General features: G+C 55.8%; 8 protein-coding genes. All 8 read left to right on the plus strand.

All coding sequences use genetic code 11. The features are described from left to right. The first annotated feature begins 16 nt into the window (after positions 1 to 16). The 8 genes from ACFE8Q_RS03530 to ACFE8Q_RS03565 all read left to right on the plus strand — a co-directional run bounded on the left by ACFE8Q_RS03530 (position 17) and on the right by ACFE8Q_RS03565 (position 16,717). Positions 17 to 1,672, plus strand: a complete 1,656-nt coding sequence (locus ACFE8Q_RS03530; protein WP_375443972.1) for a fasciclin domain-containing protein — start codon at positions 17 to 19, stop codon at positions 1,670 to 1,672. A 33-nt stretch (positions 1,673 to 1,705) separates the two neighbouring features. Next, positions 1,706 to 3,139: a fasciclin domain-containing protein gene (locus tag ACFE8Q_RS03535; protein WP_375443973.1), complete on the plus strand. Its 1,434-nt coding sequence runs from the start codon at positions 1,706 to 1,708 to the stop codon at positions 3,137 to 3,139. A 187-nt stretch (positions 3,140 to 3,326) separates the two neighbouring features. Beyond that, complete coding sequence (locus ACFE8Q_RS03540) at positions 3,327 to 6,542, plus strand: SusC/RagA family TonB-linked outer membrane protein (protein WP_375443974.1); 3,216 nt, start codon at positions 3,327 to 3,329, stop codon at positions 6,540 to 6,542. 18 nt (positions 6,543 to 6,560) lie between these two features. Beyond that, on the plus strand, positions 6,561 to 8,330 hold the full coding sequence (locus ACFE8Q_RS03545; protein ID WP_375443975.1) for a RagB/SusD family nutrient uptake outer membrane protein: 1,770 nt from the start codon (positions 6,561 to 6,563) through the stop codon (positions 8,328 to 8,330). Between the two features lie 165 nt (positions 8,331 to 8,495). Further along, positions 8,496 to 9,887 (plus strand): hypothetical protein, encoded by a 1,392-nt coding sequence (locus tag ACFE8Q_RS03550; RefSeq protein WP_375443976.1) that lies wholly within the window; start codon positions 8,496 to 8,498, stop codon positions 9,885 to 9,887. 108 nt (positions 9,888 to 9,995) lie between these two features. Next, positions 9,996 to 13,712, plus strand: coding sequence for a DUF4450 domain-containing protein (locus ACFE8Q_RS03555; RefSeq protein WP_375443977.1), 3,717 nt, complete (start codon positions 9,996 to 9,998; stop codon positions 13,710 to 13,712). Positions 13,713 to 13,887: 175 nt separating this feature from the next. Beyond that, positions 13,888 to 15,243 (plus strand): glycoside hydrolase family 105 protein, encoded by a 1,356-nt coding sequence (locus ACFE8Q_RS03560; RefSeq protein WP_375443978.1) that lies wholly within the window; start codon positions 13,888 to 13,890, stop codon positions 15,241 to 15,243. A 148-nt stretch (positions 15,244 to 15,391) separates the two neighbouring features. Then, complete coding sequence (locus tag ACFE8Q_RS03565; RefSeq protein WP_375443979.1) at positions 15,392 to 16,717, plus strand: rhamnogalacturonan acetylesterase; 1,326 nt, start codon at positions 15,392 to 15,394, stop codon at positions 16,715 to 16,717. Positions 16,718 to 16,772 lie beyond the last annotated feature (55 nt).

The following is a 16,772-nucleotide window of genomic DNA, read 5'->3' on the forward strand; positions in this document are numbered from 1 at the left end:
CTGATTCAAGAGAGCCATGAAAAAGTTTACTAATTCCCTACTGCTCACCTTCGTTATCCTGCTGCCGCTGGTGTACCTGATCGGTTGCCGCGAGCAGGATTTCGTGCAGACCACGACGAGCGACGTGAACATGTTCAGCTACCTGAAAACCCGTCCCGATAGTTTCTCCGAGTTCACCGCTATTCTGGATAAAGCGGGCTACGAAGGCTTCCTGGATGCCTACGGTGCCTACACCATGTTTGTGCCGACCAACGCGGGCGTGCAGACGTACCTGAAATCGATAGACAAAACGGCGGCTTCGCTCTCGAAAGAAGAGGCGCAGAACATTGCCAAAATCCACATCATCCGGGATACGCTGACAACCAAGTCGTTCAAAGACGGTAAGCTGCCGCTGGTAACCATGTACGGGCAGTACCTGCTGGGTGGCGTTTCCTTTGCCAACGGTACATCGAGCTACAGCCTGAACCGGCAGGCGCTGGTGCTGGAAACCAATATCACCACCAGCAACGGCATTGTGCACGTGATCGATAACGTGCTGAAACCCGCCACAATGACCCTGGCGGCGACGCTGGAGAAGAACCCAGCCTATTCGATTTTTACCGAAGCGATCAAACAAACCGGCTATTACGACTCGCTGAATGTTGTATTGACCGATCCCGATCGCCGATGGACAACCGTACTGGCTGAGTCGAATACGGCACTTGGTAAAGCCGGTTTTACCAGTTTCGATGCCTTGAAAAAACGGTATTCAAAAACGGGAAATCCGCGCCTCAAAACCGACAGCCTGAACCTGTACGTGGCCTACCACATGCTGCCGGGCGCGAAATACCTGGCCGATATTATTACGGCTCAGTCGCACACGACCAAGGTGCCGCTGGAAGTAGTAACCTCGAAACTGGATGGGCAGACGGTACTCATCAACGATGACGATTTCAACGGCGTGCATGAGCAGGGTGTGGAGCTGGAGCGGCCCATCAGTGATATCGCGGCGACCAACGGCGTGATTCACAGTTCAACGGGGCATTTCGTGTCGAAAGTGCGCAAGCCAACGCCCGTATACTGGGACGTTGCCGACTTCCCGGAGATTCGTAAACTGCCCGCTTATTTTGGTAAGAAAAGTTACGACTTCATTTACGGCTCGGTCAAAGACATCAACTGGGAGCGGTCGAACTTCAACCTGTCCTACTCCTACAACACGGCATCTAATTTTGCCTGTTTCAAAAATGACTACCTCATGATTCCGCTGGGTGCGCCAAACCGGAGTATCTGGGTGGATCTGAAAACGCCGATGCTGGTAAAAGGCCGCTATAAAGTGTGGGTCTGCTACCGTTTCCAGAAGCAAAGCGGTGGCTCGATCAACATCTGCCAGGGAAGCGTTGATGGCGAGACATTACCACGGCCAATGGCCTTTACCGACACAGCGCCAGCCGGTTCGGAAGGGGAACTGGAAGCCCTGGGCTGGAAACTCTACAGCGACCCCGGCACCGACCGTAACCTGGCGGGCCGTCTGCTGGGTATCATCGACATCAAAACTACCGACCGCCACACCTTCCGCCTCACCTGTATTTCGGGCACGCAGAATAATAATAACCTCGATATGGTGCATTTTATTCCGATCGATATGCCTCAGACGAGACCGCGCTTTAACCGGAATGGCACGCTGGTACCGTAATCAGTCCGGCTTCATTCATTATTTCTTTCTGCAATGAAAAAACAGTATTCATTCCTGCTGATTGTCCTGCTGGGCGTCTGTATCGTGGCTTGCCAGAAATGGGACGACCGGATCACCGTTTCCAACGAAGCGTTGACCCGTACCCTGTTCAGCGAAATCAAGGCGCAGCCCGACCTGAGCAAGTTCAGCGAACTGCTGGTCAAGAGTGGCTACGACAAGCTGCTCAGCTCATCGAAAACGTACACGGTCTGGGCACCGACCAACAAAGCGCTGGAAAGCCTGGATGCCGCAACCGTCAGCGATACCACAGCCCTGAAGCTGTTTGTGGGTAACCATATTGCCCTGCAAACGTACCCAGCGCCAACCGGCACAGAGGTGCGCATTCGGATGCTCAACGACAAATACCTCGGGTTCGCAACGGGCCGGATTGGCAATGCAACGATCGTTGGCTCGAACAAATACGTGGCCAACGGCGTGTTGTACATGCTCGATAAACCATCGGTGGTGGTGCCAAACCTGATGAGCTTTATTACCACGTCAAAGGACACATATGTGCAGAACAAGGTGCTCGGTTCACTGTCGTATCTGGTGCTCAACCCGGACAAAGCTATTGTCGATAGCATCAGCTCAACCACGGGCCGACCGGTGTACCGGCCGGGAACGGGCATTGAACAGAAGAATAAATTCACCGATCTGGTCTATAACCTGGCCGACGAGTCGAAGCAGTACACATATATTCTGCTGACCAACGATGCGTTTGCGTCGGAGGTAACTAAGCTGTCGCCGTATTTCAAGACCAGTACTGCCGACAGTACGTATAACCTGGCCAGTTATCAGGTGTTGAAAGACATGGCGGTTGAAGGGCTATACACGGCGGATAAACTACCCGCCGTGCTGAAATCGAAATTCGGCGTAGATGTGCCACTCGACAAAACGGCATTGGTGCAGACCGTTAACCTGAGCAATGGCATTGCCTACGTATTCAGCAAATCCAGCGTGACGTTACAAAGCCGGTTACAACCCATTGTGGTGCAGGGTGAGAACTATCAATCTCAGCTTCAGAATGTTACCTCTACGGCCATCGCCATTCGGGAAAAACTGAATCCGGTGACGGGGCAAACCTTCCGCGATCTGTCGATCATCGCCCACGGGGTGAGCAACTTCTGGGTACGTTATCGAGTGCCCGAAGTACCGAATATGAAGTACAAGGTCTATTGGGTAGCCCTCAACGACCAGACCCGTAACTACCGGACCAACACGTTGCCGATCGTGGTCAATCAGCGGCTGGTAATGGGGAGCCTCACGTCGACTACGTTTGCCAACACGGCTGTTGCCAACGATACCTATACCGAAGTGCTGCTGGGCGAATACACCACTACATCCTTTGGTACGCTCGACATGTACCTGATGGCTAACGGAACCAATAGTATGGCCCTGGATTACATCAAGCTGGTGCCTTCATTTTAAGAAATGTCATTATGCTTCGCGTCATTCACTGTCATCACGCTACGCTGTCATCGATAGTCACTACTAATTATTCTTCGTGAAAGAACAAATGACTATTAAATGACGCCGCAGGCTAATGACTACCTAATGACAGCGCAGCGTAATGACAACAAATGACCATTAAATGACGCCTTTCCATAAACCGTCGATGCAACATTTTATACAATCAACTCAGGCAATTCACCGCGCGGGCCTCTTGCTGGTCGTATGCGGACTGATGCTGCTCCCGCTGGTGAGCAATGGGCAGGACGGTGCCGAATACGTAACCGTTGTGGCTGCCAAAGCCCCGCCTAAATTCAAAGGCGAAATAAAAGGAGTCGTGATTGACGCGGCCACCAAAAAACCGCTGACGGGTGCCCGGGTCTTTTACAAAACCCTGACAACGTCGATCACTGGTGATGATGGTCGGTTTACGCTGGCTGTGCCGAGCAGCAATGTGTCGGTAGGCGTTGAAATTCCCGGTTACCAAAGCCGTGAAATTCCCATCGATGGTCGCAAGAGTCTGAATATAGCCCTGAATGAAGGGGAGCGTCCGTCGCTGTTCAATCCGCTGGTGCTGGCAAACCACGCCATGCCCGCCAACCGGCTCACCAACGCCGCCGCCACCGCCGACATGGCCGACCTCTGGACGCGGTACAATGAAACGCCGGATTCGTATTTGCAGGGAAAAATCGCCGGTCTGAACAGCATCCGCAGTTCGGGAACGGCCAACGCACGCGCCAATCTGCTCCTGCGCGGCTACACCTCCCTGCTGGCGACCAACCAGCCGCTCATCATCGTCGACAACTTGATCTACGACAATGGCTCATACGGCAGTTCACTGGCCAACAACTATGCCGAGAATCCGCTGGCCAACATCGACGTTCGCGATATCAGCAACATCACCGTGCTGAAAGATGCGGCTGTAACGGCGCAGTATGGCACCAAAGCCGCCAACGGCGTGATCGTGATCACGACGGCGCGGGCCAAAGACCTGGGCACCCGAATCGACCTGTCGATCAATGGTGGCGTGAATCTGGCGCCCGCCTCGCTGCCCGTGTTGAATGCCACCGATTACCGGACGTACCTGGCCGATGTGTTAAGCTCGGGCGGAGCCACTACGGAGCAACTTCAGGCCCTGCCTTACTTCAACGATGCGCTCAACTCAGGTACGTATTACCAGTACCACAACAGCACCGACTGGCAGAAGAAACTTTTTACCAACAGCCTGGCCAACAACGTTTATCTGAAAGTGACCGGGGGCGACAACATTGCCAAATATGCCCTGTCGATGAATTACCTGACCAACAACACGGCACTGGCGCAGTCGAATCTGGGCAAATACAGTACGCGGTTCAACGCCGACCTGAACCTGAGCAATCGGTTGAAGGGGGTTGCCAACATGAGCTTTTCCTACAACGAAGCCAACATGAAAGACCTGGGCTATGCGCCAAAAACAAACCCGATCTTTCTATCGCTGGTCAAGGCGCCGTTCTTGAGTAACTACGAAATCTCGTCGACCGGCATTGCTTCGCCCGATTATGCCGATGAAGACATCTTTAGAGTGGGTAACCCTACGGTGGTCAGCAACCTGATGCAGGCCAGCAACCGGGCATACCGGTTTGTGGGCGACCTGGGCCTACAGTACAACGTGTTGCCCGGCGTAGAACTAGGCGCAAGTGTTGGCGTTATTTTCGACAAGATCAAAGAGAATCGGTTTGTGCCACGCCGGGGTGTCCTCAGCGATACACTGAGTAATGCCATCGCCCAGAACCAACTGGGTTCGCAGACAAAACGCCTTTTTAATTTCAACACCGAAGTATACGCTGCTTACAAGAAAACGATCAACTACTGGCATGAGTTTTCGGCCCGTGCCGGGGTGCGCTACCTGAACAGCAAAACTGAGCAGGACCGGATTTCGGGCTATAACTCGGCCACCGATGAACTGATCAGCGCGGGTAATGGCATTGCCTTACTCAACAACCTTGGGGGCGGGCTGGGCGAGTACAACTGGCTGAACACGTACCTGAACCTCAACTACGCCTATGCCGACAAATACTTTGTGTCGTTCAGCGGGGCAATGGACGGTTCGTCGCGGTTCGGTAAGCAAGTGTCTACCGAATCGGTGGGTATTGGTGGCCTTCGCTACGCGCTGATGCCTGCCGTGTCGGCAGCGTGGCAGATTTCGTCGGAGAAATTCATGGCTGGTTCGCCGTTCGATCTGCTGAAATTACGCGCCTCGTATGGTCGCGTGGGCAACGACGACATCGGCAACTACGGTGCTCGCCAGTATTATGTGGGCCAGAACCTGCTCGGTATTCAGGGTTTGATTCGCAGCAACATCGCCAATCCGGGCCTGAAATGGGAAACCGTGACCAAAGCTAATCTGGGCCTCGACATGTCGTTCCTCAACGACCGGGTGAGCGTGAGCCTCGATGTGTTCAGCAACAAAACCACCGATATGCTGACTGTGGAGACGACACCAACGGTAGCGGGCATCTCCACCATGCTGCGCAACGGCGGGGGCATGACAACCAACGGAGTTGAAGCCAGTGTAAATGTGAAAGTGCTGAATACGCCTGCCCTTAGGTGGGACCTGGGCGTGACCATCAGCCGCGCCGCATCGACCATCGACCAGCTTCCCGACGGCAATCTGATCAACACATTTGGCGCGGCAACGTACCTGACCAGCGTAGGACAAGCGCCAAACGCCTTCTACGGCTACGTGGCTCAGGGGGTGTTTGCCACCGATGCACAGGCGACTGCTGCCGGTTTACAGACCCGGCAAAAAGACGGTTCGTTGCGCCCATTCCGTGGGGGCGACGTGCAATTTGCCGACCTGGACAACAACAAGATCATCGATGAGCGCGACCGGCAGATTATCGGAAATCCAACACCTAATTTCTACGGTGGCATCAGCAACCACATCAGCTACGGTAATTTTACGCTCGACGCGCTGGTCACGTTTGTATCGGGCAACAGCCTCTACAACTACACCCGCAATGTGCTCGAATCCGTATCAAGTCCGTATAACCAGACGCAGGCCACGCTGAATCGCTGGCGCGGCGACGGGCAGGTCACCGACGTACCCAGAGCATCGCTCGGCGACCCGCTGGGCAACGCCCGTTTCTCGAACCGCTGGATCGAAGACGGCTCCTATATCCGGTTGCGCACGGTGGCTGCCTCCTACAATTTCCCGATAAACCGGGCTTTACTGAAGTACCTGACGTTGTACGCCAGCGCCAATAACCTGCTGACGTTCACGAAGTACCTGGGCTACGATCCCGAGTTTAGTGCTACCAACAGCGTGTATGGTCAGGGCGTAGACAACACACTCGAGCCCATTCAGAAATCCGTTCAGATCGGTGTCAAGTTTGGCCTCTAATCCTTTTTGCCGCTCCTTATGAAATCGTCAGTTAAGAAAAAAATAGGTATCGCGGGGCTGGTTTCGTGCCTGCTCGTCGGGGCGTCGGCCTGTACCAAACTGCTGGAAGTAGACACCAAAGATGCCCTTACCTCAGATCAGGTGTACCGCAACGTGTTCGATGCCGATGCGGCGGTGCTGGGTCTGTACGGTAAATTCATGAACCTGGCCCAGCAGTACGTAGTCCTGAACGAATTGCGCGCTGACCTGATGGACGTAACGGCGAATGCCGACGACCAACTCCGGCAGCTCAACAACCACAACGTGGCCGTGGGCAATGCCTACGCCGATCCTCGGCCGTACTACGAAGTGATTCTGAACTGCAACGACATTTTGAAGAACTTCAGGATCATGTTGACGCAGAACAAGATGCGCGTGGACGAATACAATCAGCGCGCCGCCGACATTACGGCGTTGCGGAGTTGGGTGTACCTGCAACTGGGCATTCAGTTCGGATCGGTGCCCTACGTAACGGAAACCTACGAAAACGTAACGGATATTGCCAACGTAGCGTCGGTGCCCCGGATGGAACTAACCGTGCTGATTAAGGAACTGATCAAGACAATGGAAGCTATTCCGTCGGTGTATCGCGAACCCTATACATCAACCACATCGATTGTGGCGGCACCGGTAGATGGGTATCCGCTAAACAAATTTTTCATCAACAAGCATGTGCTGCTGGGTGATCTGTACCTCTGGGATAATCAATACCTCAAGGCCGCACAGACGTATAAACTGGTGATGGAAACGGCCGCCCGCACCGGGGTTGATCCAAACTCGGAAGCGTTTTATGCTACGTACAAAATTCACTATGCAGGCACCGCCAACAATGATCTGGCCGTTGGCTACATCGACGGAGTGAGCAGCGTGAACCGGCTGGCCGATGCCAACACGCTGGGCTGGCGGTCGATGTTTGCCCGGCGCAGCACCGAAAACTGGTTCAACTACGAGTGGATCTGGTTCATGCCGTTCGACAAAAACTTCAAGCCCCAAAACCCTTTCGTCGACCTGTTCTCCAACATCAATGGCCGCTATCTGGTGGCACCTGCCCAGCAGGCTATAGACCTTTGGAATAGCCAGAAACAGAGTAATAATTTCCCCTTCGATGCCCGTGGCCGATTGACCTACAAGACCGTTGCGGGTAGTCCGGTGATCATGAAGTACCTCTATAATTACCTGGACCCCAACACAGGGCTACCAATTGGAGCCACCCTGCAGGAGAAAAATGGCACCTGGTTTTTGTACCGTGCGGCCACATTACATCTGCGTTTTGCCGAAGCCGCCAACCGTGATGGTCGCCGTAAACTGGCCTACGCCCTGCTCAACTACGGTATCTCCACCACGTTCGATTCTGACCCCGTTGGCCGCGATGAAACCTTCCAGCAGTCGACGTTCGATGTAGCGCCGTACGATTTCTTTGCCCGCAACGGTGACGTACCCCTATTCCGCGATCCCTGGTACCGAAACAACGGCATCCGGGGCCGCGCCGGCCTGCTGAACGTACCTGTCGTGGGCGACAGCACGGTGTCGATCGAAAATTCGCTCATCGAAGAATCGGCGCTGGAGCTTGCCTACGAAGGTCAACGCTGGCCCGACCTGGTGCGCGTAGCCCTGCGCCGCAACGACCCCGCTTTCCTGGCCGACAAAGTGTATCTGAAGTTGAAAAAAGCCAACAACCCCAACGCCGATGCGGTACGTACGAAGTTGATGGACAAGAACAACTGGTTCCTGCCTTTCAAGTTGAAGTAGGGTTAATTGTTAGTCACAGTAGGTTGCTTTTGCTTTAGGCCCTTCGACAGGCTCAGGGTGACAGGAAACTCAAGAATGTGAATGACGAACTTGAGTTTCCTGTCACCCTAAGCCTGTCGAAGGGCCTAAAGCGAAAGCAATCTGCTCCAACCTCACGCTCGTTTTATGAAAATCAGAACGCATGTAACGATTGTCGCAATCCTGCTTCTGGCGGGAATGTCAGCCCAGGCGCAGATCGGCACGCGCTCCCCGTCTGAGCGCAAAGTCGTGAAAGACCCCATCACTGGCACCCCGCTGACCTTTCTGACCAGCAAACCGTCCGGCGATTCCAAGATTTACCAGACGCACCGGCAATGGACCGCCGACGGGAAGTGGCTGATCTTTCGCTCGAATCGGGTGAAGAACGAAGCGATCGCAGTGAATGAGAAAACGGGCGAGCAGGTGCAGGTATCGGAAGGCGGCTATACCGGCATGCTCAACATTGCCAGTAAGTCGATGAAGCTTTACTTCATGCGCAACCCCGCCCGAGCCGCCGAACGTGGACCCGAACCGGGCCAGAACACATCGCTACAAATCGTAGAAGTTGACCTCGCCAAACTTTTTGCCGACAGTGAATCGGGCAAGCTACAACCCGCAACGGTCTACCAGCGTGTGTGCGGCACCACCCCGCCCGAACTCGGAGCTGGTGGTGATATGGCACTGGATGCCGATGAAGAATGGGTGTATTTCCGGGTTGGTAAAACCGAAGCAGCGAAACACCTGGCGGCTAACGCAAAAATTGAAGGCTCGTTCGGTCCCCGAAAAATGGGTGCCGGTCCGGCTGGTTTGGCGGGCATGAACGTGAAAACGGGACAGATTAAATACATCGTCTCGGTGCCATTTCAGGTGGGGCACATTCAGACAAATCCGTTCGTGCCGGGCGAGATCGTTTTCTGCTGGGAAACGGGCGGCAAATCACCCCAACGTACCTGGACGGTCCGGGCCGAGGGTACCGGCTTACGCCCGCTGTATCCCGAATCGGAGTATGAATGGGTAACGCACGAAGCCGTCATCAGCCGTGATGAGGTGGCCATTGCGATCATGGGGCACCGGAAAGTAGCCACAACAACAGCGGCGCTAGTGAGTCAGACAGACAAGGCGGCTACCGTGCCTGATGTGCAAAATCCCGGACAGGAAACCGATTGGGGACCATCAGGAACGCGCGAGAAACCAACCGGGCTGGGTATCGTGAACCTACGTACCCGGGAGATGACCATCGCCGGACAGACTCCCAGTGGCAGCGGTCTCTGGCACGTACACGGCTCGTCGGACGGACGTTGGGCAGTAGGTGACGACTTCGCCCGGAACATCTACCTGATCGACCGCCACACCCGCGAAATGATTCTGCTGTCGGCGGGCCACAAAACCACCGCCGCCGATCACCCGCACCCCACCTTCAGCCCCGACGGCACCCGCATCCAGATTCAATCGGCCATGCTCTCCGACGATAACAAGTCGATGAATATCTGCATCATCCCCGTCCCCGCCGACTGGCTGAAAAGGCAGTATAAAGACTAGTTTTGGCGTGTTTCTGCTGACGCTGTGTGGGCTTCGCGCCAGCAATACATTACGGCGCGAAGCCCACACAGCGTCAGCAACACATTTGCACCTAACCCCCACCCCAAGATGGCCAACCATATTTCCCTCCTTCTTTTTGGGTTGTTCGTGGTTTGGCAACCGGCTTATTCGCAGGAATTGTACCCGATTAATGTATCGACGAACCTGTGGCATAATCAGCAACGCGAACTTCGCTACCAGCCCGACGGTACGGATTTCGTGATCACAAACGGCAAACGGCTATTCACCAGAGCCCTATACGGCACCAACACGGCCTTTCGAATTGAGGCGGGCGACCGGCCGGAATTTGCCCTGTACATGCCCGGTATGGGTGGTAACCTAAAAATTGGAATCATCGTTGACGGGCAAAGTAAGTGGCTGACCAATGCACAGACAATCACCGCCCGCTACCGGCCCGGTGCCATGCTCTACACGATCAGCGACCCATTATTGGGCGGGGGCCAGTGCCAGTTGGAACTACAGGCACTGGCCGATAGCGAAGGGTTTGTGCTGAAAACGCGCTTTCAGCAGGTGAATAAACCCGTCGAGTTGATTTGGGCGTTTGGCGGGGCAAGTGGCAGGAAATTCTCCCGCGATGGCGACATGGGTCCTGACCCTGAATCGAGCTTTTACCTCAAACCTGAAAACTGTAAAGACAACAGCTACGCTATCAGTTCAGGTACAGCCAGTCCCGCCTCAGCGGAATTTTCGCTGACCTACGGAACTGGCCAGCCGGTTGGCCCCGATGGCCGCTACTTTGTGGAAGACGCCAGGCAACCGGCTAAACCCGTTAAAGAGCAACGCCTATCAGGTACGTTCCCACCCGCATCTGTGCTGAAACTTGGTGATGCCACGAAGCTAACGTTGCCGCTGGCGTTGGACCAGTCGTCGCCTGAAAAAGCGCCCGTGTTGGTTGGCAGGCTGGCTATCACGCCAGACACTGATACGTACCTGACCATCTATAACCCTGCTACAAAATCGGCCATCAGCTATGCCGACGTACCCGGCGTATTTTTGGAGGCCGAAACGAAGCGGGCGCAACTGGCCGGACGCGTGGTCGTGAACACGCCTGACCCGTACCTCAATACCATCGGCGGGGCGTTGGCCGTTGCGTCTGATGCCATCTGGGAATCACCGTCCTATATGCACGGTGCTATTGGCTGGCGCATGCGGCTGAACGGCTGGCGCGGTCCTTACACGGCCGACCCGCTGGGCTGGCACGACCGCGCCCGAACCCATTTGTCGGCCTACGCGGAGTCGCAGGTGACGAGCCCGGCGGCGGGACCGATTGTGGCTGATACCGCCATGCATCTGTCACGAAGTCTGGAGAAACTGGGTATCGGTATGTTTTCGAGCGGCTACATCAGCCGCGATCCCAATGGGAAAAACCCACGCGCGCACCACTACGATATGAATCTGGTATACATCGACGCGTTGCTCCGCCATTACCAGTGGACCGGCGATCTGGATTTTGTACGCGAAACCTGGCCTGTTCTGAAACGGCACCTGGCCTGGGAAACCCGCAACTTCGACCCCGACGGCGACGGCCTGTATGACGCCTACGCGGCCATTTGGGCCAGTGATGCGCTGCAATACAGTGGAGGAGGGGTGACGCATACGTCGGCCTATAACTGTCTGGCTTATAAGAAAGCGGCCGACATTGCCTTGTTGCTGGGCGAAGATCCGGTCCCTTTTCGTCGTGAATCGGAGAAGATCAGGAAGGCGATGAATGCGCTGTTGTGGTTGCCGCAGAAGGGGACCTACGGCGAATACAGAGACCTGCTCGGTAATCGGCTCGTACACCCGGCCGCCGCCATCTGGACCATCTACCACAGCCTCGACTCCGACGTACCCGACGCCTTTCAGGCCTGGCAAAGCGTGCGCTACATCGACACCGACATTCCGCATATTCCCGTTCGGGCGACGGGGCTCGATGATGGTAATTATTACACGATTTCCACCACCAACTGGATGCCCTACACCTGGTCGTTGAACAATGTGGCGCTGGCTGAATCGATGCACGCGGCACTGGCCAACTGGCAGGCGGGCCGCACCGACGAGGCGTTCAACCTCTTTAAAAGTGAAGTGCTGGCGTCGATGTACATGGGCGGAAGCCCCGGAAATATCGTCCAGATTTCGCACTACGATGCCACCCGTGGCGAGGCCTACCGCGATTTCGCCGACCCCATCGGCATGTTCTCGCGGGCGCTGGTCGAGGGGCTGTTCGGTATCGTACCCGATGCCCTGAACAAGACGCTGACCATTCGCCCCGGCCTCCCCGCCACCTGGAACTACGCCTCGATAAACATTCCCGATCTGACCTTCGATTTCAAGCGCGAAAACCGAATAGATACGTACCTGCTGCGGCCTGATTTTCCAACGAAACTCAACCTGAAATTCCAGGTCATTGCGCAGGGGCAGGTGAAGCGGGTTACCATCAACGGTCAGCCGGTTGCCTGGGCCAACGTATCGGCGTCGGTCGGAAAGCCGGTGATCGAGATCGCTGCACCACCGGCCGCCGAGTATAGGATCGAACTAACCTGGGACGGAGCCAAACCTGTGTTGCCCGCGCCGGAGCAGACGTATGCAACGGGCAGCACGCTGTCTGCCCGGTTTGCCGGGGCGCAGGCCAGTGGGGCAAGGGTGGTGACGACGAAAGACCCGCAACAGGCGCTGAGCGACATTAAACTCACGCCGCAGGGAGTTACAGCAAAGATCAAGGCCGCGCCGGGTACGTACACGGCTTTTTTGCAGGTACAGCAGGGCGCGTTAACCTGGTGGATGCCGCTCTGCTTCCGCGTCGACAAGCCGGTGACGGTGCTACCGAACGAAGCCGAAGTCAGTAGCCCAACGTTTCGGTTGCGGAACAATACCGGCGCGGCGATGCAGGCGGCGGTGACAGTCAACGGTTTCAAGACAACACTGAACGTACCTGCCAACATACCATCAGACGCCATTACGGTTTCCCAAAGCAACCTGCTGCCCGGTACCAATACCGTGATGATCCGCCTTCCCAACGGCACCATCGTCACCGAACGCCTGATTGACTGGACGACAAAAGCGACCAAGAAGTTGGAGACCATCGACCTGTCGCGCTACCATAACGACCGGGTGACGCAGATTTTTCGGAACAAATACCTGTCGCCCCGTCCGCAGGTGACTACCCTGCAACTGCCCTGGCAGGGAACCGGCGACTGGCCGCATCCGCTCGAAATGCACGAAATCGACGATAGCGGTTTACGGAAGCTGGCGGGCGTAGAAAATCGAATCGTGCTGCCGCAGGGAATTCCGTTCAGCACGCCCGGCAATGTTGGCATAAAAAACATTCTGTTTACGGCGCAGTGGGACAATTACCCTCGTCAGCAGACGATTCCGCTCACGGGTAAATCGTCGCACGCCTGGCTGCTGATGGCGGGGTCGACCAACCCCATGCAAAGTCAGTTCACCAACGGCGCGGTGGTGGTCAGCTACACTGATGGGAGCACCGACAGCCTGGCGTTGCGCAACCCCGAAACGTGGTGGCCCATCGAAAAAGAGTATTACACCGATGGTTTCGCTTTCTCTCTGAAGCAACCCCGCCCAATCCGCATCCACCTCAAAACAGGCGAAATTGTTTCCGGCGAGGAATCGAAACAGAAATACAACGGTCGGGAAATCGCCGGGGGTGCCGCCACGGTGCTTGATCTGCCGCTGAATCCATCGAAAAAATTGAAACAACTAACCCTAAAAACAATAGCCAATGATGTCGTGATCGGCCTGATGAGTCTGACGTTGGCTAGAGAATAACTCAACAGCAGGAGACCGCAGGATGCCATTCGCCGCAATGATTTTGATCTTTCGTTCGTAATCGGCGTAGCCCCCCGCCCTAAAGGGAGCCCGCTGGCGCAGGACTACGCCTACGGCGGAGCTACATATGCGCCAGCGGGCTCCCTTTAGGGCGGGGGCTACGCTACCCCCAACCATGAAACAAACCTTCCTCTTCATAACTGCTCTGGCTATAGCCAGTGGAACCGTATACGCCCAGACTGCGCCCAAAGCCAACGATACGACCACGCCGCTGCACCTGCTAAAGCCCGATTACCCGGTTCCGTATGGCCAGCCGAAGGTAGAAGACGTGACAAAGGTGCTCGACCGCGTGTATACGTACCTGGACACGACGACGCCCGCCGAACTGGTCGATAAATCAACCGGGAAGGCCATCACCGATCTGGGTACGTTCAACCCGAACGCGATCATCAAACCCGGCGATTACCGGCTGACCAGCTACGAATGGGGCGTTACCTATGCTGGTATGCTGCTGGCCAGCGAAGCCACCGGTGACCCACGTTACGCCGAGTACACCAACAAACGGCTTGCCTTTCTGGTCGGTATAACACCGTATTTCAAGAACCAGGTAGCGGCCGATCCCAAAGCCAATACGCCGTTGCGGGCTATGCAGGCTCCCCACGCCCTCGATGATGCCGGGGCGATGGCGGCGGCCATGATCAAGTCGGCCCGGACGGGCAAAGTGAAGACTGATTTCCGGCCGCAGATCGACACGTACCTGAACTACATTACCAAGAAAGAGCACCGTCTGGCTGATGGCACGCTGGCCCGCAACCGGCCGCAACCCAACACGCTCTGGCTCGACGATCTATTCATGAGCGTTCCTGCGCTGGCGCAAATGGGTAAACTGACTGGTGACAAAGTGTATTACGATGAGGCTGTGAAGCAGGTGCTACAATTCTCGAAGCGCATGTTCAACAAAGAAAAAGGCCTGTACATGCACGGCTGGGTCGAGGGCATGAGCGTTCATCCCGAGTTCCATTGGGGACGTGCCAATGGCTGGGGCCTGATGACCACCGTTGAATTGCTCGACGTGCTGCCCGAAAACCACCCCGGTCGCCCGGCGTTGCTTGAGTTGCTTGGTGCGCACGTGCGTGGGCTAGCCGCCTGCCAGTCGGGCTCGGGTTTCTGGCATCAGTTGCTCGACCGGAACGACTCATATCTGGAAACCTCAGCCACCGCCATTTACGTCTATTCAATCGCCCGTGCCATCAATCGTGGCTGGATCGACCCGCTGGCGTACGCGCCGATGACTATGCTTGGCTGGAACGCCGTTTCGACCAAGGTGACGAATAACGGGCAGGTAGAAGGTACCTGCGTCGGCACCGGCATGGGCTTCGATCCGGCGTTTTATTACCACCGCCCCATCAACATCTACGCCGCCCACAGCTACGGTCCCGTGTTACTGGCTGGTGCTGAAGTGATTAACCTGCTCAAAAAAAAGACATTTGAAATCAACGATAGCTCGCTGCAACTGACAGAGAAACGGTGAGCCTTTTACCCCCAACCCGAACCGTCGGACCGCCCTGAAGGGGGCTGCCGCGCTGCTCGCTGAGTCGCGGAGCTTTAGCCCCCTTCAGGGTGGTCCGACGGTTCGGGTTGGGGGCAGCCCGCACGAGAAGCCGCTACCCCTACAACGCATGAAAAAAAGATTCACGACCGCCCTTCTCTGCCTCACGATGGCAACCGCCATTGCCCAGACACCGGCCAGCTACAAGTTTGACTTTGGGTCTGGAAAGGTGGCGAAGGGCTATACTGCTGTGTTACCCACTACACAGTATAGCAAAGAGCTAGGCTACGGATTTACGAAGGAAGCACAGCTTACCGCCGTTGATCGGGGTGGCCGGAATGCGCTGACCGGCGATTATTGCACCAGCGATAAGCCGTTCTATTTCACCGTCGACGTACCTGAGGGCAATTACGACGTGACCGTTACGCTGGGCGACAAATCCGGTGAGTCGGCCACGATGGTTCGGGCCGAATCGCGCCGGTTGATGACTGGGGAGGTGGCGACAAAAACCGGGCAGTTTGAGACGCGCACGTTTACGGTAAATGTCAGAACCCCCAAAATCAACGAGCAGCAGAACGTTCGGTTAAAGCCGCGCGAACGGGGTTACCTCAACTGGGATAATCAATTGACGCTGGAATTCAACGGCCCAAATCCGAAAATTTGTGCCGTTGAAATCAGCCGGAACGATAAGGCGACGACCGTTTTTCTGGCGGGAAATTCTACCGTTGTCGATCAGGACCGCGAGCCCTGGGCCGCCTGGGGACAGATGATTCCACGCTTCTTCAAGCCGGGTAGAGTGGCCATTGCCAACCATGCCGAGTCGGGCGAGGCGCTGAAAAGCTTCGTCAGCGAAAAGCGGCTGGAGAAGATTGTGAGCCTGATGAAAGCCGGCGATTACCTGTTCATCGAATTCGCCCATAACGACCAGAAGCAGGGCAGTGCGCACGTAGAGCCGTTCACGACCTACAAAGAGCAACTGAAACTGTATATTGGTGAAGCCCGCAAAAAAGGCGGCATTCCGGTGCTGGTCACCTCGATGCACCGCCGCAGTTTCGACTCGACCGGCCACATCACGAACACGCTGGGCGATTACCCTGAAGCCATGCGGCAGACCGCCCGCGAAGAAAACGTGGCGCTGATCGATCTGAACGCGATGAGCAAAACGATGTACGAAAGCTGGGGACCTGAAACGTCGCTGAAAGCCTTCGTGCATTACCCGGCCAACTCGTTTCCCGGCCAGACCGAAGCGCTGAAAGACAACACCCATTTCAGCACCTACGGGGCCTACGAGATCGCCCGGTGCATCGCAGAGGGAATTAAGGCGAACGTACCTGAACTAGCCAAATCGCTGATGACCGATATGGGTACGTTCAATCCCGCCCATCCTGACCCGCTGACTACCTGGAACTGGCCACTCAGCCCGATGATAACCGCTGTTAAACCGGATGGAAATTAACGTACCCCGGACTTCAGTCCGGTTAAGCGCTGAAAGAAAACCGGACTGAAGTCCG

Source organism: uncultured Fibrella sp. (assembly GCF_964250085.1).
Taxonomy (GTDB): domain Bacteria; phylum Bacteroidota; class Bacteroidia; order Cytophagales; family Spirosomataceae; genus Fibrella.